The organism is Microbacterium sp. H6, assembly GCF_003314775.1.
Lineage (GTDB): Bacteria > Actinomycetota > Actinomycetes > Actinomycetales > Microbacteriaceae > Microbacterium > Microbacterium oxydans.
The window spans coordinates 4,512-21,624 of sequence record NZ_QOAY01000068.1 but is presented as its reverse complement, the minus strand read 5'-3'; the positions used below and the strand labels follow the sequence as shown (position 1 = coordinate 21,624).

Annotated in this window: 32 protein-coding genes and 1 tRNA gene; 2 read left to right on the top strand and 31 right to left on the bottom strand. The window is 65.3% G+C overall.

Going from position 1 to position 17,113, the window contains the following annotated elements:
• Window positions 1-3: 3 nt before the first annotated feature.
• The 26 genes from DSP71_RS04890 to DSP71_RS04780 all read right to left on the bottom strand — a co-directional run bounded on the left by DSP71_RS04890 (window position 4) and on the right by DSP71_RS04780 (window position 12,135).
• Window positions 4-447, bottom strand: a complete 444-nt coding sequence (locus DSP71_RS04890; protein WP_113680505.1) for a hypothetical protein — start codon at window positions 445-447, stop codon at window positions 4-6.
• A gap of 169 nt (window positions 448-616) precedes the next feature.
• Window positions 617-1,213: a hypothetical protein gene (locus tag DSP71_RS04885; protein ID WP_113680504.1), complete on the bottom strand. Its 597-nt coding sequence runs from the start codon at window positions 1,211-1,213 to the stop codon at window positions 617-619.
• A gap of 63 nt (window positions 1,214-1,276) precedes the next feature.
• Complete coding sequence (locus DSP71_RS04880) at window positions 1,277-2,005, bottom strand: hypothetical protein (RefSeq protein ID WP_113680503.1); 729 nt, start codon at window positions 2,003-2,005, stop codon at window positions 1,277-1,279.
• Window positions 1,992-2,363: a hypothetical protein gene (locus DSP71_RS04875; protein WP_113680502.1), complete on the bottom strand. Its 372-nt coding sequence runs from the start codon at window positions 2,361-2,363 to the stop codon at window positions 1,992-1,994. Before DSP71_RS04875 ends, DSP71_RS04880 begins: the two co-directional genes overlap by 14 nt.
• On the bottom strand, window positions 2,363-2,863 hold the full coding sequence (locus DSP71_RS04870; protein WP_113680501.1) for a hypothetical protein: 501 nt from the start codon (window positions 2,861-2,863) through the stop codon (window positions 2,363-2,365). The genes DSP71_RS04875 and DSP71_RS04870 overlap by 1 nt, the downstream gene beginning before the upstream one ends.
• A 13-nt stretch (window positions 2,864-2,876) precedes the next feature.
• Window positions 2,877-3,080, bottom strand: coding sequence for a hypothetical protein (locus DSP71_RS04865; protein WP_113680500.1), 204 nt, complete (start codon window positions 3,078-3,080; stop codon window positions 2,877-2,879).
• Window positions 3,080-3,283, bottom strand: a complete 204-nt coding sequence (locus DSP71_RS04860; RefSeq protein WP_113680499.1) for a hypothetical protein — start codon at window positions 3,281-3,283, stop codon at window positions 3,080-3,082. Before DSP71_RS04860 ends, DSP71_RS04865 begins: the two co-directional genes overlap by 1 nt.
• Window positions 3,276-4,340, bottom strand: a complete 1,065-nt coding sequence (locus DSP71_RS04855) for a 2'-5' RNA ligase (protein WP_113680498.1) — start codon at window positions 4,338-4,340, stop codon at window positions 3,276-3,278. The genes DSP71_RS04860 and DSP71_RS04855 overlap by 8 nt, the downstream gene beginning before the upstream one ends.
• A complete protein-coding gene (locus DSP71_RS04850) occupies window positions 4,340-5,230 on the bottom strand; it encodes an AAA family ATPase (RefSeq protein ID WP_181800668.1) in 891 nt (296 codons plus the stop codon). Before DSP71_RS04850 ends, DSP71_RS04855 begins: the two co-directional genes overlap by 1 nt.
• Complete coding sequence (locus DSP71_RS21975; protein WP_181800667.1) at window positions 5,230-5,883, bottom strand: hypothetical protein; 654 nt, start codon at window positions 5,881-5,883, stop codon at window positions 5,230-5,232. The genes DSP71_RS04850 and DSP71_RS21975 overlap by 1 nt, the downstream gene beginning before the upstream one ends.
• A gap of 30 nt (window positions 5,884-5,913) precedes the next feature.
• A complete protein-coding gene (locus DSP71_RS22625) occupies window positions 5,914-6,210 on the bottom strand; it encodes an HNH endonuclease (protein ID WP_147251200.1) in 297 nt (98 codons plus the stop codon).
• 154 nt (window positions 6,211-6,364) lie between these two features.
• Window positions 6,365-6,988, bottom strand: coding sequence for a helix-turn-helix transcriptional regulator (locus DSP71_RS04835; protein ID WP_113680494.1), 624 nt, complete (start codon window positions 6,986-6,988; stop codon window positions 6,365-6,367).
• Window positions 6,989-7,013: 25 nt separating this feature from the next.
• A complete protein-coding gene (locus tag DSP71_RS04830) occupies window positions 7,014-7,874 on the bottom strand; it encodes a PD-(D/E)XK nuclease-like domain-containing protein (protein ID WP_113680493.1) in 861 nt (286 codons plus the stop codon).
• On the bottom strand, window positions 7,871-8,425 hold the full coding sequence (locus DSP71_RS04825) for a hypothetical protein (RefSeq protein WP_113680492.1): 555 nt from the start codon (window positions 8,423-8,425) through the stop codon (window positions 7,871-7,873). Before DSP71_RS04825 ends, DSP71_RS04830 begins: the two co-directional genes overlap by 4 nt.
• A complete protein-coding gene (locus tag DSP71_RS23145) occupies window positions 8,422-8,553 on the bottom strand; it encodes a hypothetical protein (RefSeq protein ID WP_258546267.1) in 132 nt (43 codons plus the stop codon). The genes DSP71_RS04825 and DSP71_RS23145 overlap by 4 nt, the downstream gene beginning before the upstream one ends.
• Entirely contained in the window at window positions 8,550-8,771 is a 222-nt protein-coding gene (locus tag DSP71_RS04820) for a hypothetical protein (RefSeq protein WP_113680491.1), read from the bottom strand. The genes DSP71_RS23145 and DSP71_RS04820 overlap by 4 nt, the downstream gene beginning before the upstream one ends.
• Window positions 8,768-8,944, bottom strand: coding sequence for a hypothetical protein (locus tag DSP71_RS21970; RefSeq protein ID WP_181800666.1), 177 nt, complete (start codon window positions 8,942-8,944; stop codon window positions 8,768-8,770). Before DSP71_RS21970 ends, DSP71_RS04820 begins: the two co-directional genes overlap by 4 nt.
• Complete coding sequence (locus tag DSP71_RS04815; RefSeq protein WP_113680490.1) at window positions 8,941-9,171, bottom strand: hypothetical protein; 231 nt, start codon at window positions 9,169-9,171, stop codon at window positions 8,941-8,943. Before DSP71_RS04815 ends, DSP71_RS21970 begins: the two co-directional genes overlap by 4 nt.
• Window positions 9,168-9,368: a hypothetical protein gene (locus tag DSP71_RS04810; protein WP_181800665.1), complete on the bottom strand. Its 201-nt coding sequence runs from the start codon at window positions 9,366-9,368 to the stop codon at window positions 9,168-9,170. The genes DSP71_RS04815 and DSP71_RS04810 overlap by 4 nt, the downstream gene beginning before the upstream one ends.
• 53 nt (window positions 9,369-9,421) lie before the next feature.
• Window positions 9,422-9,778 (bottom strand): hypothetical protein, encoded by a 357-nt coding sequence (locus DSP71_RS04805; RefSeq protein ID WP_147251198.1) that lies wholly within the window; start codon window positions 9,776-9,778, stop codon window positions 9,422-9,424.
• A 152-nt stretch (window positions 9,779-9,930) separates the two neighbouring features.
• Window positions 9,931-10,425 carry a hypothetical protein gene (locus DSP71_RS04800; protein WP_147251197.1) on the bottom strand — a complete coding sequence of 165 codons (495 nt, stop codon included), beginning with the start codon at window positions 10,423-10,425 and terminating at the stop codon, window positions 9,931-9,933.
• Between the two features lie 203 nt (window positions 10,426-10,628).
• Window positions 10,629-10,808, bottom strand: coding sequence for a hypothetical protein (locus DSP71_RS04795; RefSeq protein ID WP_113680486.1), 180 nt, complete (start codon window positions 10,806-10,808; stop codon window positions 10,629-10,631).
• A 1-nt stretch (window position 10,809) separates the two neighbouring features.
• Entirely contained in the window at window positions 10,810-11,049 is a 240-nt protein-coding gene (locus DSP71_RS04790; RefSeq protein WP_113680485.1) for a hypothetical protein, read from the bottom strand.
• A 465-nt stretch (window positions 11,050-11,514) separates the two neighbouring features.
• On the bottom strand, window positions 11,515-11,673 hold the full coding sequence (locus tag DSP71_RS21965; protein WP_181800664.1) for a hypothetical protein: 159 nt from the start codon (window positions 11,671-11,673) through the stop codon (window positions 11,515-11,517).
• A complete protein-coding gene (locus tag DSP71_RS04785; protein WP_113680484.1) occupies window positions 11,666-11,887 on the bottom strand; it encodes a helix-turn-helix domain-containing protein in 222 nt (73 codons plus the stop codon). Before DSP71_RS04785 ends, DSP71_RS21965 begins: the two co-directional genes overlap by 8 nt.
• Window positions 11,884-12,135: a helix-turn-helix transcriptional regulator gene (locus DSP71_RS04780; protein WP_113680483.1), complete on the bottom strand. Its 252-nt coding sequence runs from the start codon at window positions 12,133-12,135 to the stop codon at window positions 11,884-11,886. Before DSP71_RS04780 ends, DSP71_RS04785 begins: the two co-directional genes overlap by 4 nt.
• Window positions 12,136-12,213: 78 nt before the next feature.
• Here DSP71_RS04780 and DSP71_RS04775 point away from each other — a divergent pair, with 78 nt between their 5' ends.
• Window positions 12,214-12,621 carry a helix-turn-helix transcriptional regulator gene (locus tag DSP71_RS04775; RefSeq protein ID WP_113680482.1) on the top strand — a complete coding sequence of 136 codons (408 nt, stop codon included), beginning with the start codon at window positions 12,214-12,216 and terminating at the stop codon, window positions 12,619-12,621.
• Window positions 12,618-13,064 carry an ImmA/IrrE family metallo-endopeptidase gene (locus DSP71_RS04770; protein WP_113680481.1) on the top strand — a complete coding sequence of 149 codons (447 nt, stop codon included), beginning with the start codon at window positions 12,618-12,620 and terminating at the stop codon, window positions 13,062-13,064. Before DSP71_RS04775 ends, DSP71_RS04770 begins: the two co-directional genes overlap by 4 nt.
• A 13-nt stretch (window positions 13,065-13,077) precedes the next feature.
• On the opposite strand, the gene DSP71_RS24575 is transcribed toward DSP71_RS04770, so the two are convergent.
• The 5 genes from DSP71_RS24575 to DSP71_RS23140 all read right to left on the bottom strand — a co-directional run.
• On the bottom strand, window positions 13,078-13,341 hold the full coding sequence (locus DSP71_RS24575) for a DUF2510 domain-containing protein (protein WP_181800663.1): 264 nt from the start codon (window positions 13,339-13,341) through the stop codon (window positions 13,078-13,080).
• A 184-nt stretch (window positions 13,342-13,525) separates the two neighbouring features.
• Window positions 13,526-14,800, bottom strand: a complete 1,275-nt coding sequence (locus tag DSP71_RS04760) for a tyrosine-type recombinase/integrase (RefSeq protein ID WP_113680479.1) — start codon at window positions 14,798-14,800, stop codon at window positions 13,526-13,528.
• Window positions 14,801-14,926: 126 nt separating this feature from the next.
• Window positions 14,927-15,002: transfer RNA gene (locus tag DSP71_RS04755), tRNA-Thr, on the bottom strand.
• Window positions 15,003-15,071: 69 nt separating this feature from the next.
• Window positions 15,072-16,625, bottom strand: a complete 1,554-nt coding sequence (locus DSP71_RS04750) for an alpha/beta hydrolase (RefSeq protein WP_058632081.1) — start codon at window positions 16,623-16,625, stop codon at window positions 15,072-15,074.
• A partial coding sequence (locus DSP71_RS23140) for a DNA polymerase III subunit delta' C-terminal domain-containing protein (protein WP_309472605.1) occupies window positions 16,622-17,113 on the bottom strand: 492 nt, incomplete at its 5' end. The genes DSP71_RS04750 and DSP71_RS23140, both read right to left, overlap by 4 nt.

Genomic DNA, 17,113 nt, shown 5'->3' with positions numbered 1-17,113 from the left:
CTCCTAGGACGAAGAAACCCCCGCGATGTGGCGGGGGCTCCGGTTGGCTTTCAGCTTGAGCAGTCGGCGTGTCGCGCATATTTGATCTCGGGTCTTCCCGAGGCGTTCTGCGATCTCCGCGTCGGTGAGACGCAGCGCATGAAGGTTGATGATCGACTGCTGATACGGGGTCGAGGCGACACCGGGCGTGCGGCGCACGTACTGGCGGCGGCCGACGACCTTCCCGAGCGTGCGAGGCGCACTCGGGCGAGCGCGTTCCTGCTCGACGAACTCGGCAGGCGTCATGCCTGAGTCGATCGCACGGTGGAACGCGAAGTCGCCGTTGTAGCGGAGATGGACGACACGGCAGGAGACATCTGCCGGGCAGTGGCTCCCCCGGCATCCGCGGTCGAAGCCCTCCGTGGTGCCGTGCGGGTGGGTGGGGTCGGACAGGATGTCGGCGCTCATGCGCTCCTCCTCGGGTATGGAGCGAGCCTGCGTGGGTACAGATGCTCGGTGTTCGGATGTGGGGGTGGCAGCGGGCGTTCGAGTTCGAGGCGTCGCCTATACGGCAGGGAGCGGGCGTAGCGTCCGCAGCACGCATCGAGGTACTCGGCGAACTCGAGGTCGTGAGACTTCATGGCCGTTGGAGGGACGCGCGCAGCGCCCGCACCCACGCGTTCTGCCCGGCGATGCGCTCGCGCTCCTCTGCGAGATACTTCACGTAGTTCGCGTGTGCCTTCGTGAGCCGTGCGATTTCCGACTGTGCGTAGAGGTCCGGGGACAGGCGCTCGGGTACGGCCGGCTCCCAGCCGGTGCAGTCGAAGCTGATCGACTCGGTGAGCTGATCGATCATGAACTTCTGCAGCCCCGCGTGCTCCGCCGTCGGCGGAGTCCAGTCGTGCACCTGGCCGAGCATCTCCTCGTAGCGCTCTCGCATAGCCTGCACGTCGGCCAGGTACTTCTCCCGGTAGGCCGCGGCCTCGGTGAGTGCGATGTCCTGCATCTCCGCCCACTCAGACTGCGGTCGACGCATCGCGTCCTGCAGGGCGATCGCCGATGCGGAGACTCGCTCGACGTAGTGGTCGTCGAGCGTGCGCTCCCGGATCTCCACGTCCGGCGACTCGTCGCGCTGCATGATCGCAGCGCCCATCGCCCGGGAGCACTTGAGGACGAACTGTTCGAACGTGACCGGCTTGCCGTCGTGAAGATCGGCGGTGTACCCAGAGGGCATGACTTCCTCCTGAAACGAGAAAGGCCACCGCCCGGACGGGGGTGACCTGTGGATAACTCAGACTCAGACGAGTCCGTTTTCGTGGATGTACTGCTGCACCTCGGCCGGTGAACGGGTGATGGCGGCGAGGACGTACTTCGTCGGCGCGCGCGGTGGCGTCTTGATCTTGTTCAGAATCCAGATCGAGACGTTGACGGTGTCCTCGGGAGCGATCGTCATGCCGAGCCTGTCGAAGATGTGCGCCCGGATGCGCATCACGTCGATCCCGTACTGGCTTGCCAGTGTGCTTCGGTAGGTCTCAGATTGAGCGTCCGTCACGTCGCTCGCGCGTGTATCTCGTGACGGACTCTCTGAAACGTGAGTAGAAGTCTGGTGACTCTGACTCTGACTCTGACTCTGCTTCTGGTTGCCATCGTCGGCCTGGCTCTTGCTAGCACTTGCTTGGGCTTTGGCAAGCCCTCCCTTGCGCCCCGCCTCAGCCCGCGCCGCGCTCCGGGCCTCACGGTCCGCCTTCGTCTGCTGGTGCTTCGAGTACTCGCGGATGACGTAGTCGGTGCCGTCGCGGACGACCAGCGGACGTGTCGGGTGCGAGCCGGTCAGCGCCTCGAGGATATCCGCGGACCACAGGAACTCGGCGTCCTCCGCGCTGAATCGTCCGTCGTTGTCTGCGATGCGCGCCTCGCCGTTCATCTCCACGAACGCCCACTTGACCTCGGCTGGCTGGTTGCGCAGCTTCGGGTGCCGGTGGAAGTCGTTCGGGAACGTCATGTAGAGGCGCTCATCCTTCGCCATCGCGATCCCTCCCGAAGAGCATGTCCCAGGTCTCAGCACTCATACGGTTCTCGATCTCGAACTCGACCTTGTACTGAGGCTCCGGGCGGGGTGCTGGTCGCACCACCGTGTGGGGAGGGATACCGGGCACCGCGCGGCCGTATCCATCCTTGATCGTCGTGATCTCGATGCGCTGGCATCCCGGGCGCCATCCGGCGATGACATCGAAGCGCGCGATGCGTCTGTCGTCGGAGACCGTCATGGCGGCGTGTGGGAATACGGTGACGTAGCGTCGCCGCTCAGTGAGCTTCGCCCTGTTCCGGCGTCCGCGGACCTTCATCCGCGGGAAATGCACCGGAGTGCGAGGTTTCTGAGCCATCACGGCTCCTTTCGGTACTGGACGAGCTCGGCTTCAAGCTCGGCGATGCGCGTCTCGGCCGCGGCGAGCTTGTCGGCTGGCGTCAGCCCGTCGATGCGCTGCATCGTGAACACGAACTCGGGGTCAGGGTGGTCGGCGACCATGAGCTTCGTCTCGACGTAGTTGACGCCGCCGACGCTCGCGAACCACTGGCGGGCGATCTCGGACACGACGAGGACCGTGTACTGCATGTCCTCGATCGTGAGAACCGCTTTGCCGTCGCGCAGCTCGAGGTACTTGAGCCGCATCTGATCGTTCGATGCCGACGGCAGGGCACCGCGTCCGCGCTTTCGCGGACCCCAGCCGTCTTCCGGCTCGACGATCTGCATCTGGTCGCCCTGCATCCACATGCGGGTCTCGCCCGTTCCGTAGACGCGCTCGATGCACTCCTGGATGGTCTGCATCGCGTCGAGCGGGATCGGGAGCGAGAACGCCGCCCCGGACTTCCGTGGAATCGTCATCGACGGTCCTTCCTCAGTCGAGGCATCGGCAGGGCCGGATGCAGAAGCAGTCCGGGCAGACGACGTCTTTCGGGCTCATGTCGAACTTCGTCGGCGCCGGGACACAGTCGACGTGTCGGTACTTCCCGTCGGCGTCCTTCTCGATCTCGTCGCCCTCGTGGATGCGGTAGCCACACGCCGCCGCGCACTGGCCGTTGAATCGGGCAGGGAAGGACATCAGCGCATCCCGAGGGTGGAGAGCTGCATCATCGTGTTCGTGGTGACGATCGCCGCCTGCTCAGCGTTAGGGGTCGACCATCCACGTTCCTCGAGGCCTACCTTGAGGCTGTTGAGGTGGTCAGAGAGCGCGTTGTTCGCCTCGATGCCCGCCAGGAATGCGGCCAGCTTCGCGTCCGCGTTGGTCTGCTCTGCGTCAGGCATCCGGTGCCACCTTCGGTTCGATCATCCGCCAGATCGCGTCGTCGATGCTCTTCCCGTCGAGCAGAGAGAACACGAGGCCACGCATGTCGGCTGCGACTCTCGAGGTGATGAACAGCGCCTGGTCCTTGCGCGTCTCAAGCCCCTGGTGGGCGAGCAAGTCGAGCCAGATCGAGGCCGCGTATGCCACGTCCCGGTGCTGCTGGATGAGCGGAGCGGAGGTGTCCCGAGCCCAGGCGTGGAACTCGTCAGGGAGCGCGACCACGAAGCCATCGAAGGTGCCGGCGCGGAGCTGCCGCCAGACTTCCTTGACGGTGAGATTCGACACGATGCGGTGGAGTTCGACGTAGTCGGCCTGTTTGATCTTCACCGCGCGGTTGAAGTCGAGCCACACGACGAGACCTTCGGCGTTCAGGCGCGGTGGGATCGCGAGCGCGTCCCTCAGCGTCCCCGCGTAGATCTCTGTCGTGCTCGCCAGTTCTTCTTCGCGGACATAGGGAGGCGAGTAGTCGCCAGTTTCGTGCGCGATCGCACCAAGGTAGACGAGTTCGTCGCGATCGCCGTAGTCGATCACGATACGGTTCTCGGGGTAGATGATCTCCCAGAGCCACGTGTAGGTGCCGATTCCGTGGCCCACGTGCTCTCCCCATGGCGAGTCCCGGAGCCAGCGGGTTGCGTGCACCGCCTGCTCCGAGGTGAACGATCCACGAGTGGCGATCGCGGGCAGGCCGTCAGGTCGCATGTACGTGATGCCGAGCGAGCCGTCGAGCTTGTCGAACGCACCCATGATCGGCTCGTCGAGGTTCAGCTCGCCGGCATCTGGCTCGCCGTGGTTGTGGATCTTCGGGAAGGGGCGGGCGAGTACCTCGCGGGTCTCTGCGTCGTAGATGATCCCGCGGGTGAGACGGGTGATCTGGTTCCAGTGCCGATCGAACTGGCACCGGTCGGTGTAGTTGAGGATGCGCAGCTGCGGGAACTCGGGGTGCGTCTTCTCTGTGACGTAGCCAGCGGCGATTTCGTCGGCGACGGCGTCCATGTCGATGAGTGCGTCGATGCGCATCAGAATGCCCCTTCCTGGGCTTGCAGGGTCTTGATTCCCATCGCTCGCCATCCGGCGACGACGGCGTTGCGGTCGTCGACCGCGAAGATGACGTTGAACTGGTCCCGGACGTGGTGGTCGAAGAGTTCGGCCTTCACGACGGTGTCGGCGCGGCGATCGCCGGCGGCGCGCATGTGCAGCGCGTCGTAGCGCACGTTGTTGTCGAGCAGCCAGCGCTCGGTCGCCCCCTTGCAGATGTCTTCGCGTCCAGACATGAGGACGACGCGGTGCGTCTCGCCCATGTGGTTCACGAGCACAGCGATGGGGATGTCGAGCTCGTCCATGCCGACCTTGTCCCAGTCGTACGGTCCGCGGCGATCGCCCATGTGGGCGAGAGTGCCGTCGATGTCCACGATGATCGCGGTGGGCTTCGTCACGTCGGGCACGTACTGCCTGACGGGAGCGGGTGGCTCGTCGGCGGTCGGTGGGTCAGGCAGCTTCCCCTTCGACGTCAGCCGTTCGTACGTCGCCCGGATCACGGCCTCGGGAACCTTCCCACCGCGTGCCTCGTTCCGAGCGAGCGCCAGGTCGAGGGACACGGGGAAGTCGACGAACTCGACCGGGTAGCCGAGGCTGACCCATGCCCGTACGTATCTCGAGCGGAGGTTCATCGCGTCGATGACGACGTCCTTGCCGGCGCGGAGCGCGGTGAGCGCGACGCTCTTCTCGATCCGTGTCACGAATGACTCGAGGTCGTGCGAGAGCAGCGTCTTCGACGTGCCGCTGATCATCTGGCGGATGTCGTCGCGGTTGACCCGGACCCGGTTCTCGGGATCGGTCGCCGCCCACGTCTTGGCGAACTCGGACTTGCCGGAGGCCTGGATGCCTCGGACGAGGATGATCTTGGACATTACGTGTCCCTTCGGGGTCGGCGATCGGCCAAGCTGGTGACGATCGCGAGCTTCTGTGCGGGCGGCTCGGGCACCTTGTCGCCCCGCTGATAGTCGGAGTCGGCCCACGCGTAGAGCTCCTCGATGCGTGGCCCGAAGTAGCGCAGCAGGAGGCCGCCGCTGTTGGGTTTTGGTTTCGGCTCGCCGTTGTCGCGCCACGCCTGCCATGCCGCCTTCCGCTGCGCGTCGAAGTCGGCGCGATGGATGGGACGCGAGCACGACGCGAACCACTCCCGTTCACCCGTGAGAGGGTTCGGGATCGTGGTCGTGATCGTCGGCTTCTGCTTGCACGGCCCACCGGACGGGCGAAGCATCGTGCCGATGCACGCGCTGCGATCCTCAGGCATCCGGTACTTCGGGACGTCCTTGCTCAAGATGATGAACCTGAGCTTGGGGGACAGCTCTTCGGCTGTTCCGCTGTAGCCCATCATGCGGAGCGCGCGGTACGCCCAGTGCTCTTTCGTGAAGGTCTTCACCTTCACCGCGTCGGGGGCTGTCTCCCAGATGTGGAGGCCCGCGAGGACGAACAGCTTCAGGTGCTCCGGGAGATCCCCGTCGGCGAAAACTTCCGCGCGCCTCTCCTGCGCCTGGATCATGCGTTTGATGTCGACCACGGGGTGCCCCATTCTCCGGGGCACCCCCGGTCAGTCTTCGAGAAAGATGAGTCCCCAGTGGTGCAGGAACATCACCTTGGTGGGGTCGCTCAGCCCGGACGGGAGCGACCACCCTTGGGGCGGGTTCGGTCCGTGAGCGAGGCCGTGGCAGCCGGTATGGTTGCCCCACCCGCACAACGCGACGATGTTCGCTGCCGTGTGCTTCCCGCCCCGTGAGCGGAACTTCCGGTGATGCAGTTCGAGGGGTGCGGCCTTGCCGCACCCCTCGCATCTGCCACCAGCCCGCTCATGGACCGCGGCGCGAACCTTCGCGGGAATCGCGCTCACGTTGGAACAGCCGCAAGGGCTGCGCACGCGGCGTCGTACGCCTCCCGCTGTGTGTCATACCCGGCGTCGCTGGTGCCCACCATGCTGACCCAAGAACCACGATCGGTGGTTACCCGCCACTTCCCCGAGATGTCGCCTCGCCATACGAGGGGCTTCACGATGCACCGAGGTAGTCGACAAGCCCACGGAGCGCCTCAGCCTCGTCATCCTGCAGAGGGCGGTATCCGTTCTCGACCTTCGAGACGACGGCCTGGGACCAGGCGAAGCCGCGTTGAGTCATGGCAGTCGCGAGCGTCTTCTGGCTCCACCCCTTCGCCTTGCGGGCGACCGCGAGAGCATTCACGGGCGGGAGCACTCCGGGCGCCGCCGGTGCGTTCGGAGCCTGCGACGGCCTCGTCGTGCTGGTGAGGATGCCGATGTTCCGGATGGCTCGGGAGATTGCCGCTGTCTCGGCCGTCTCCTGAGGGAACTGGCGCACGAGTTCGTCGTCGTCGTTCTGCCCGCGGGTCGCGTGGGCCGTCGCGCTCGGTCGGTCGTCCTCGGTGTGCTTGCGCACGTAGGCGCGGACCGTGAACACGAGATACGGCAGAACGTCGACTGCCTCGACGACCGTCGTCTCGACTTCGGTGAGGATGCTCCCGTTCGGGTGCTTCTCCCAGAACGCGTCGATGCGGTCGGCGGCCGATGTGATGTCGTCCGGGTTCTCGGATTTCGCGGGGCGGTGGAGTCGTGACTGCCCCTGCGTCTCGGGAAGCTCGATCACTGCGGGCGCGGTCACTGAGCCGTCTCCGGGTTGATGGTGCTCATGTGGGGTTCTCCTGCGAGTCGATGTGGTCGTAGATGGCGAACTGGGGTGGGCGGATGAGCTGGATCTCTGGCGCGTAGCCGGGCCATTCGCCGGTGTCGAGCGCGCGCTTGAACCGCTCGCGGGCGACGCGCGCTTGCGCGGCCCCGATCTCCTTGAACTCGTCGTTGAGACGTGCCGGGAGGATGTTGTACGGCGGGGCGTCTTCGACGACGAGGAAGACCATGTCGACGACCGGTTCGCCGATGAGCGCCGCGATCTCCGTGTACCAGGCCCACGACACGTGATACCCGTACTCGACGACGGTCGACGCGAACTTGAACGGGCGGGCGTGGCCGGGCCGTGTCTTCTTGAGGTCGACGGCGACCCGGCGGTCGTCGGGAAGGAAGTCGAACCGGCAGCGCTGCTCGATACCGGTGACCGGGTCGATCGCGAACATCGAAGCCTCGGCGTTTCCCGGCCGATCGAGCAGCGCCCGACCTGTGGGGTGCATGAGCAGAGCGTCCGCCATCTGCTTCACCGGCGTGTACTCAGCCTCCTTCATCGGGAGCTTGCCGGCCTCCCGCGCGTCGACGACCCACTGCTTCGCAGCCTTGCTCGAGATCGACCGTGCGTCCCCGGAGAGCAGCTCGTCAGGGATGATCACTACCTCGGCACCGGTACCGAGCACGAGCGAGTGGACTGCCGTGCCGACGTCGTATGCCTTCTTCTCCTGCCGGTTGCGCTTGTTCACGACCCAGTCGAATTTCGCGGCCGAGTCGAGGAGCAGCTTCGCTCCGGTCGATGAGAGCGACGGGTGGGCGTGATAGTCGGGCTCGGGGAGATCGAGGACCAGCCCGGTGTAAACGGCGTCGGTCATGATTCGTCCTCCGGCGGGAAAACCCGCTTGCCGTAGTCGATGGTTCGATCGGTGATCGCGATGTTCCGGATCGCGCCGCCACTGACGCCCCAGATGAAGCGGATACCTTCCGCGGTCTCGATCACGGAGATCGAGTCGCAGTGATACCCGCCACCCATGCCGAGCGCCCACACCTCGCCAGGTTGCGCGTCTTCCCAGGGTTTCCGCTCCGGGCGAGCATCCAGGTACTCCAGACCGATCCTCTGGAGCTCAGGCGACCATGCATGCATGTTGGATCGGTCTGGGTAGATCGAGAACTCACGCATCCCGTCGTCGTTGCGGAACTTCACTCTCGGATAACCGTCCTGGTGAACCGCAGTCCAAGCGGGGTCGATCTGTGAGCGCCAGACGCCGTTGGCTTCGTCACGCTCACGCTGGAAAAACTCGCGTAGCGCGAGTGCCGTGCCTTCACCCATGAAGATCGAAGGGTGGCGAGTGGCCCTGTCGAGGATCACGTCTCCGTTGTGATCGCGTTCGACGGTCATCCCGTTGGTCGCTGTGAACACGCTCATGATGGATCTCCGGTCTGTCGGTACATGGCCCACCCGACGGTCGAGTTGAGCCACTCGATGTCTTCGGGGAGCCAGGCGAACCGGCTGGGCTTCCACGGGCTGTTCGGTTCGTCGCGGTACTCGATCACGCGCCGTCCTCCTTCGATTCCTGGCGCTGTAGCAGCCGGTTGAGCACTTCGTGTGTCGCCGCAAGGGTCTGCTCCGACATGTAGGCGAAGAGCTTCGAGCGAACACTGAACTCGTCGATCGGCTGATCGATGATGCGGTAGATGCCGTCTGTGAGCGCCGAGCGATCGTCGCGCACGATGCGCAGCTCTTCGGTGGTGAGCGAGGCAAGGTCGGTCATGGCATTCCTGCCAGCCGGTACGCGGCGCCCATCGCGATGATCGCGATGCACGAGCAAGCGACGACGATGTTGGCGATCAGGCTGGCGCGCGTCATGGTCGCGCGGCGCACAGTGAGCGGAGCGTCGATCGCGGCGACCGCCGGTACTGGTGGAGCGAACTCAGGTTCGGTCACTTCGTCTTCGTCGGGGTGAACCATGATCCGATCACCCACAATGCGAAGACGAGACCGAGGACGGGCCAGAAGGTGACGCCGTCAGCGATGATGCCGGTGAGCGCGTTGGTGATGATCCAGGCGAGGCCCACCAGCATCCCCGGATAGAACACGAGGAGCTTGAAGATGAGCAGAAGGGCGCTGCCCTGCGATCGAGTCGGTTCGAATACGGTGTCGATGTTCGTCATGCTGCTTCCCAGAAGATCTGAGCGCCCTGCGGCGCGGTGATGGTGGTGGAGCTGGCGAGGAAGTAGGTCGTCGCGCCGTTGTTGTGCTCGATTCGCGTGATGCGCTCGGCGTAATGGAACGTCGTACCGAGGCTCTGGTGTTGAACTGATCGCAGTCGGTCACCGACGCTCGGCTGTGAGACTGATCGCTCCCCCACCCACCCGCCACGGAGAGCTCGGGCGGGGAACCGTCGTGCCGGACGCGACGTCTTCACGCGTCGCCCTGCATGTGCGTCGTGACGTGGGTGTGTGCCCTGAGCGGCTCCATGGCCAACTCGACACGCTCGGCACCTCCCGCGCGGATGCCGGTTCCGCGCAGCACTCGGATGTGCTTCTTCATCTGCGACACCCGCTTGTGGATGCTGTAGAACGCGACCTGCGGCCAGTCGTTGACCGCGCGACGCGATCGGTAGACGTGCTCGAGTTCGGCTGGCGTCTGCGGTCCGAGCTCGTGCAGCAGGTCGACGACGACGTGCATCACCTTCTCCGTGTTGGTTCCGGTGAGGCTGATCGCGGCGATGTGGGAGACTTCGGGGTCTCCGGTGTGGGCGAGTGCGTTGGTGTTCATCGGTTCGTTCCTTCCTCGGCGGATGCCTGATCCGCCGCAGTCGAGACAGTCGATTTCGTCTTCGTAGTCGGTGCCCTTGCGGACGGTGTGAGCGCCCCACCCGAAACAGGCGCGGCAGTAGTCGTGGATGGTGGGATTGGGGGTCCGGGGCGTCACGCGTCTTCCTTCGGAGGCCGGGGGTTCTGTTCCCACAGGTCTTCGGTGGCCCACAGGATCGTGCGGATGATCGTCATGCCGTTCTCGTCCAGGACGACGGCGACGATGATTCGACCTCGCACCCACAGCCAGGACTCGTGCAGCGGGGACCACAGCACCTGCTCGGGGAACTGCAGAGCGTCACGGACCTCCGTCTGATGGAGGCGAGCTTGTGCCGCCATGAGCTCGAACCGGTCGTTGGCATGCTTCGACATCGCGAGGTGCCCCACCGCGATCGCTGGCGCTCCAGCGCGCTTGACGGCCGAGCGCAGCGGGTCGGTGCGTGAACGCGTGTCCTTCGTGCCGTACCGCGCCTGCACCGTGTCGTAGATGAGCTTCGCGTTGCCGGCGTGGACACCAGCCGGGATCGCGAACACCCCGCCGTCCGGAAAGGCGTAGCTGACGCTGTGGCCGGCTCTTTCAAGGACACGCCCTCCAAGGGACTTGAACACCCGCTCAAGGGTCTTCGACGGCTGGCGGGTGAAGTCAACGCCCACGGGTGGCCGCCATCTCCTCGAGACTGCTGAACGTCATCATCGGTTCGCTCCTTCTTGCATGGAGAAGGCCCGGACGGTTTCACGTCGTCCGGGCATTCGGTTCCTTCGGTTTCTGCGTGCCCGTGCGCCGATCTGCGAGCGCACGCACGGGCGTGGGACTACTGGTGCTGGAGGGCGGCCGCGATCAGCGTGACGATGATGAGCACGGTCACGATCAGCGAGAAGATGGCGGTTCCAGGTGTGATCGGTGCACGAGGCTTACCGATCTGGCTGATGACGGCGAGAGCGCTGAACGCCATCCACACGGCGGCTACCCAGAGGGCGATCTGGAGCAGCACGTCAGCCGCCCGTAGCGAGCCGGATCACGTCGATGATCTGCAGCACGGTGTGCACGGCGCCGAAGACGAACCATGCGATAGCGCCGATGATCCCGATGCCGACGAGGATCGGGGCGATCCAGAGCTTGTCGGTGGCCGCTGCGAGCCCGACACCTCCGAGCGCGAAGAGCGCGTAGATGAGCCATGCGCCTCCGAAGGTGAGGATGAGCCAGATGACTCCCCACACGATTGCCTCTGTCATGAGCTTCCTTTCGTTGTGCAGTAGGTCTGCGTGCCCTGCCGTCGACTTGTCCGACGGTGTACTCCATGAGGTTCAGGGCGCCGGCGATATCTCGTCGCCGGTCGGAAATCTGTGGGCTTCCCTTCGATGAGTCACCCGCGGTTGTTCAGCACTCAGTCGTGCGTCACGTTCGCTACGGGGCCACGACGCGACATAGCGTCATCCCCGCTCGAGCGCGCCTTCTCGGCATCACCTTCGGCGCGCATTCCCCCCGCACAGTCGTCCTCCGCGTCGTCTCGGGCCTGCCACGGCCCGCCGACGCGAGTGCATGAGGGATCGCAGCATCGTGGCTTCGACTGGCCCCTCGTATCCCTGTGCGGGATTCGGTCCTGTGTGGAGTTGAGTTGGTGCGAGTGCGATCCACTCGAAAGTGGGTGCACTGAGTACCGGCCCTGTCGCAGGCGACTGGGAGCGCGGCGACCCGGTTTAGCGACGCGGGCGGTCGGTGATCCCGTCGAGACGGTCGAGACGCGAAAGGTCTTCGTGCGGGTCTCGGCGGAGGGAGCGCATGGTCATGATGAGGAGCAGCGTCCAGAGGAGGACGGCAACGGGGAACCAGAAGAAGAACGGCAGGGAGTCATGCATCGCGCTCTCCGTCCCGTTCCGGGAGGTTCTCGACGTACCGATCGAGTTCCGCCTTGGTGAAGGTGACACGCTTGCCGTCTCCGACGGGAATCAGCTCACCCTTCGAACGCAGGTCGTCGACCTCGCGGAGCGACTTCGAGAGGTAGTACGCCGCGAGCTCTCGCGTGAAGAGGGCCGGCGCGAACTCGATGCGCTGGACTACACCGGCGCTCATGCCGCATTCTCCGCGAGGGCGCTGCCCTCAGCCGGCATCCGAAGAAGGGATACGGGATCGATGCCGAGGAAGACGGCGATGAGCACGGTGTCGACAACTGAGAACGGGGTGTGCCCGTTTGCCCTTCGGGAGAAGGTGGCCTCCGCCATGCCGATGGCTTCGGCAACCTGCTTATGGGTGAGGCCAGCTCGTGCGATGGCCGCTCGCACCTCTGCGGCGACGTGGTGCTTGATCTGGTCGTACTTCATGTGGATGAGATTAGGTTCCATTTGGAACCAGGTCAAGCTAGGTAGACGGTGTTTCCAAAATTAGCTATCGTGTTCCATATGGGAACCAAAGCGCGAGATCTTGGACCACTCCTGTCGGCTGTGGCCACAGAGCTCCGAATGCTCTCTGCGGAACGAAATCTGGGTGTTCGCGCACTAGCGGAGCGGGCAGGCATGCCTCATCCGACGGTGAGCAAGTCGTTGAACGGCCTACGGATGATCGACGTAGAGGAGCTAGGCAAGATGTCGACAGCCCTCGGGAGCTCGCCAGATGGAGTCATCGCACGCGCAGTAGCCCGCCTCCAAGCCGACGGCATCTCGCTTCTCGACCTCATTCCCGGCACGCCATCGAATGTCACCAGCATCGCCAAGACTCGCAACGTCCGTGGCCCCGTCCAGGATGACGTTCGTGCGGTCGCGTCGGAACGAACCGACGAAGATGAGACCGATGAAGGGTACGACGGATGACGAGAATGCTTGAGGACATGGCCGGTGCCCTCGGGATCACGATTGAGTATGTCGAGTTGGCGACACGAGACGGCGAATACCGCCACGACCTCAATCGGATTCGACTGCGAGCTGGGATGACGCTGCGGAAAGAACGATCCGTGCTGGCGCACGAGCTCGCACACGCGATCTGGGGCGACGTCCCATCGAAGTTCGGACCAGTGAACGCGAAGCAGGAGCGGCGCGCCGATGAGTGGGCGGCTCTGTGTCTCATCACCCCGGAGCGCTATCGCGCAGCGGAAGAACGCTGGGAAGGGCATCTTGGCGCGATGGCATACGACCTGGGGGTTACGACCAAACTCGTCGTCGCCTTTCAGCGCGTGCTCGCACGAATCGGTGACACCGTGTATGTCGACCCGCGCATGGGCGCTGGCCAGTGGGCAGAGAAGGTGCCTGCAGTCTGACGCCGGCGAGTGTCTACTTCCGGTGATCGGTCCATTCTCGACCGTTCCACCAGCGGAGCGTCGGCGAGCCGTCCGGGTCGCTGTACCATCCCGCATCGGGACCATCGGATGCAATCGGGGCGGCGTAGCGCGCGGAGGGGGCTTCTGCAGCCTGCTCCTGCCCTTCGTAGAAGGATGGCGGGAACGGGCGCCCGTCAGTGGCGGCAGGAGGATTGAAAGCCGCACTCAACGCACGCCCTGCCGGGCTCTGCGCGCCCGGGCGATCGTGGAGAGACATCTGGTGTCCGCAGGTGTTGCACGTGCGGGCAAAAGCCATAGCGGCCTCAGAGATCCCGACAGTCGCGACGGCCGCGCCCACGCGACCCGCGTTTCGCGCCCCGACGCCGACACGACTCGTCGTGCATTTGAAGCAGTCCGCGCAGCCGGTGAGGATTCGCTGTCGTCTTCCCATGGTCGAGAGCCTACCTTTCGAGCGCGTCGACGAAGTGGTCGCCGAGAGCCTGGAGCGCGCGGCGAGCCTCGGCCGACGAGACGTGCTGGTATCCACGAGTGGTGCGCACGTCCACGTGGCCCACGATCTCGCCGATGACCTTCGCGTCCACGCCGAGCTCCATGAGCACGGTCGCGGTCGTGTGCCGCGCGAAGTGCGTCGTCGGGGTATCGGGTGTGCCCTCGGGTCGCTCCCGCGGCGGTAGCGCCTGCTCAGAGGTGATGACGCCCGCTTCGAGGAGGATCGAACGCCACTCGGCTTGATCCTGCTCTGGCGTGATCGGCGAGCCGTCGTCGTTTCGCCAGATGAGCCCGTGCGGGTTCGGTCGCGTGTCGGCGGCGAGGTACGTCGTGAGGACACTCTCGAGCGCGGGGATGAGGGGAAATGTGCGGACGTTGCCGGACTTCGGGCGCACGATGCAGAGTCGCCCGTCGAGCTGGCGGTGAACAAGGCCTGGCCCGACCATCAGTTTCCGATTCGGGCACGCGCCTGCGCGCTTCTTCCCACATGGCTCGCTGCATCCGTGTCGAAAGCGCACCTCGGTGAGCGACCACTGCACAGTGAAGTCGTGGGCAGCAAGGTTGGCGCTGTCGATCGTCGCGCCGAGTCGTTCGCCTTGTCGCATCCCCGTGAGGATCGCGAACCACCAGCGGGAGCCGTCGGGGCGTCCGAGCGCTGTCTGTAGGACGCGGAGCGCGACGTCAGTGTCGAGCGCGCCACGGCCTCCCTCGCCCCGCCCGGGCGGTGTGACGTCTTGGGCCACGTTCTTCGCGCATAGGCCGTCCATTCGTGCAGCTTCGAGCATTGAGGACAGCACAGCGTGCACCTTTTGGGCGGACGAAACCGCTCGGCCGGCACTAGTCACCGACAGAGTTACTGCGCGCACATCGGATGGCTTCAATGCGGACACCCGCTTCTTCCGCAGCGCCGGCAGAATCCATTTCCGGACTGCGGACTCGTACCCTGCGAGTGCTGCGGGCTTCATGGCCGGCTCACACACGGTCCGGAGCCAGTGCTCGGCCCATGCTTCGACGGTGACCGCCTTGTCGAGCGGTGCACCGTGGTCGTGGATCTCTGCGCGCAGGGCGTCGAGCTTGTCGCGCGCAACCTTCTGCGTCTTGCCGCTGACGGTGCGCTGACGTCGTCGGCCGTCGGGGTGGTACCCGTCGTCGATCACGCCTCGCCAGAGGCCCCGGCTCTTCACGTAGAAGAGCCCCCCGTCGCCGTGACTGCGCTTCTTGGGCATCGTCGTTCCTCTCATCGGAGCAGTGCACACATAGGTGCACACATGCACTCGCAATCGTTACGTTTGCAGGTGCTACCGACATAAACGACGAAACCCCCGGAATCACGAGGGATTCCGGGGGTTTGATGGAGCCGCTTGTCAGAATCGAACTGACGACCTTTTCATTACGAGTGAAATGCTCTGCCGACTGAGCTAAAGCGGCGTGCGACGCGTGAGCGGCGCGATCACCGATATTACCCTGTCTCGCGCTCACTCGCGAATCGAGGCCTCCTCATTCGCAGCGGAGCCCGTCTTCCGGTACGACATCGTCGAGCAGGAACGCCTCGACCGCGTCGTCCACGCAGGCGTTGCCCTTGTTGTATCCGGTGTGCCCCTCGCCGACACGCGTGATGAGAACACCTTCCTCGAGCTGGTTCGCGAGCGACTCCGACCACTCGTAGGGGGTCGCCGGGTCGTTCGTCGTGCCGATCACCAGGATGGGGCCGGCGCCTTCAGCCTTGATCTCACCTCGCGTGCCCGTGGGCGGGTAGGGCCAGACCGAGCAGGAGTCAGGCCCGGCCCAGTAGGGCGCGATCGTGGGCGCGCCCTCGGCGATCTTCGCGTTCGTCGCCGCTTCTGCCGCCGGGTCATCCTCGACCGGGTAGTCCATGCAGTTGTAGGCGCGGAAGGCCTCGGTGGAGTTGTCGGTGTAGGTGCCGTTCTCGCGTCCGTTGTAGAAGTCGGCGAGGAACAGTGCCGAGGTCGGGTCGCCCTGCAGTGCCTCATCGAGCGCCTGCGTGAGGTAGCCCCAGCTGTCCTGCGAGTAGAGCGCGGCGATGATGGCGGTCATCAGGGAGTCCGCACCCAACATGCGGCCGTCTCCGCTCTTCAAAGGGGTGCTGTCGACACTCGCCAGCAGCGCCCCCAGATCGGCCATCGCCTCATCCACACTGCCGTTGAACGGGCACTCCCCCGAGTCGAGGCAGTCCTGCATGTAGGCGCGGAGCGCGGACTCGAACCCGAGCGCCTGCGTCGCGCCGACCTCGAGCCCGGGGACAGCGGGATCGATCGCGCCGTCGAGCACCAGGCGGCCGGCCTTCTCGGGGTACAGCTTCGCGTAGGTCGCACCGAGGAACGTGCCGTACGAGTAGCCGAGGTAGTTCAGCTGCTTGTCGCCCAGCAGCGCGCGGATCAGATCCATGTCCCTGGCGGCGTTGACCGTGGTGATGTACGGAAGGATCCCCCCGCTGTTGGCATCGCACGCCTCGGCGAACTTCTTGTGCGAGTCGAGCAGCTCGGCCTCCCACTCGGCCGTGCCTCGTGCTGCCGAGGGAATGCCGTACAGGTAGTCGTCCATCTGCGGTGCGTCGTAGCAGGTGACCGCGGTGGAATCTCCGACGCCGCGCGGGTCGAACCCGATCACGTCGAAGTTCTCGATGAGGTCGGCGCCGACCGCGAAGTCGAGGCTGTTCAGGATCAGGTCGACACCGCTGGCCCCCGGACCGCCCGGGTTCGTGAGCAACGAGCCGACGGGGGTGCCCTCGGCGCGGTGTCGGACGACCGAGAGGGTGATCTCACCCTTCCCCGGGTCTTCCCAGTCGAGTGGAGCGGTGACATCGGTGCAGTCGAAGCCGACACCGCACTCCGTCCAGGTCAGTTCCTGCGAGTAGAAGGGCAGCAGGTCCTCGGCGACGCCCTCGGTGTCCGGCGCACTCGTCGTCGACGGCCGTGACGACTGCTCGGGAATCATCGCGTACAGACAGCCCGACAGGGCGACGGACGCGGCGGCGAGCCCTGCGATGACCGCGGCGGCGCGGCGCAGGCGGGAAGTCGATCGATTGTTCACGGTTTCCTCCCGCTCGTGATCGTCACGAGCAAGCTCTCCAGGGCGAGCAGCGGGGCGACGTTGCGCTCCAGCGACTGCCGCGTCTCGGCAAGGTGGTCAAGTACGACAAGAGTACGGGTCTCGGGCCAGGCGGAAGCGAGGTCGGACAGCTCGGTGCGCAACTCGCTGTTGATGAGACCTTCGCTCTGCCCGAACTGCAGCATCACGACGTCGCGGTACAGCGACTGAAGGTCGGTGAGCACACGGTCGATCCCGTCGCGCAGGCTCCGCGTAGCCCGCTTCTTCTGATCGTCTTCGAGCGCCGAGAGCTGTGTCCGCAGCGCCGGCGGCACCGCCTGGCCCTCGGCGATGCCGATCGTGCGCAGCAGCGAAGCGCGCTCCTGAGCGTCGCGCTCGGCGGTGAGAGCCTTCGCGTCCTCCGTGGCCGCCTGGATGATCCGTCCGGCGACCTCGACCGCATCGCCCACTCCTCTGACGCCGAGTACCGA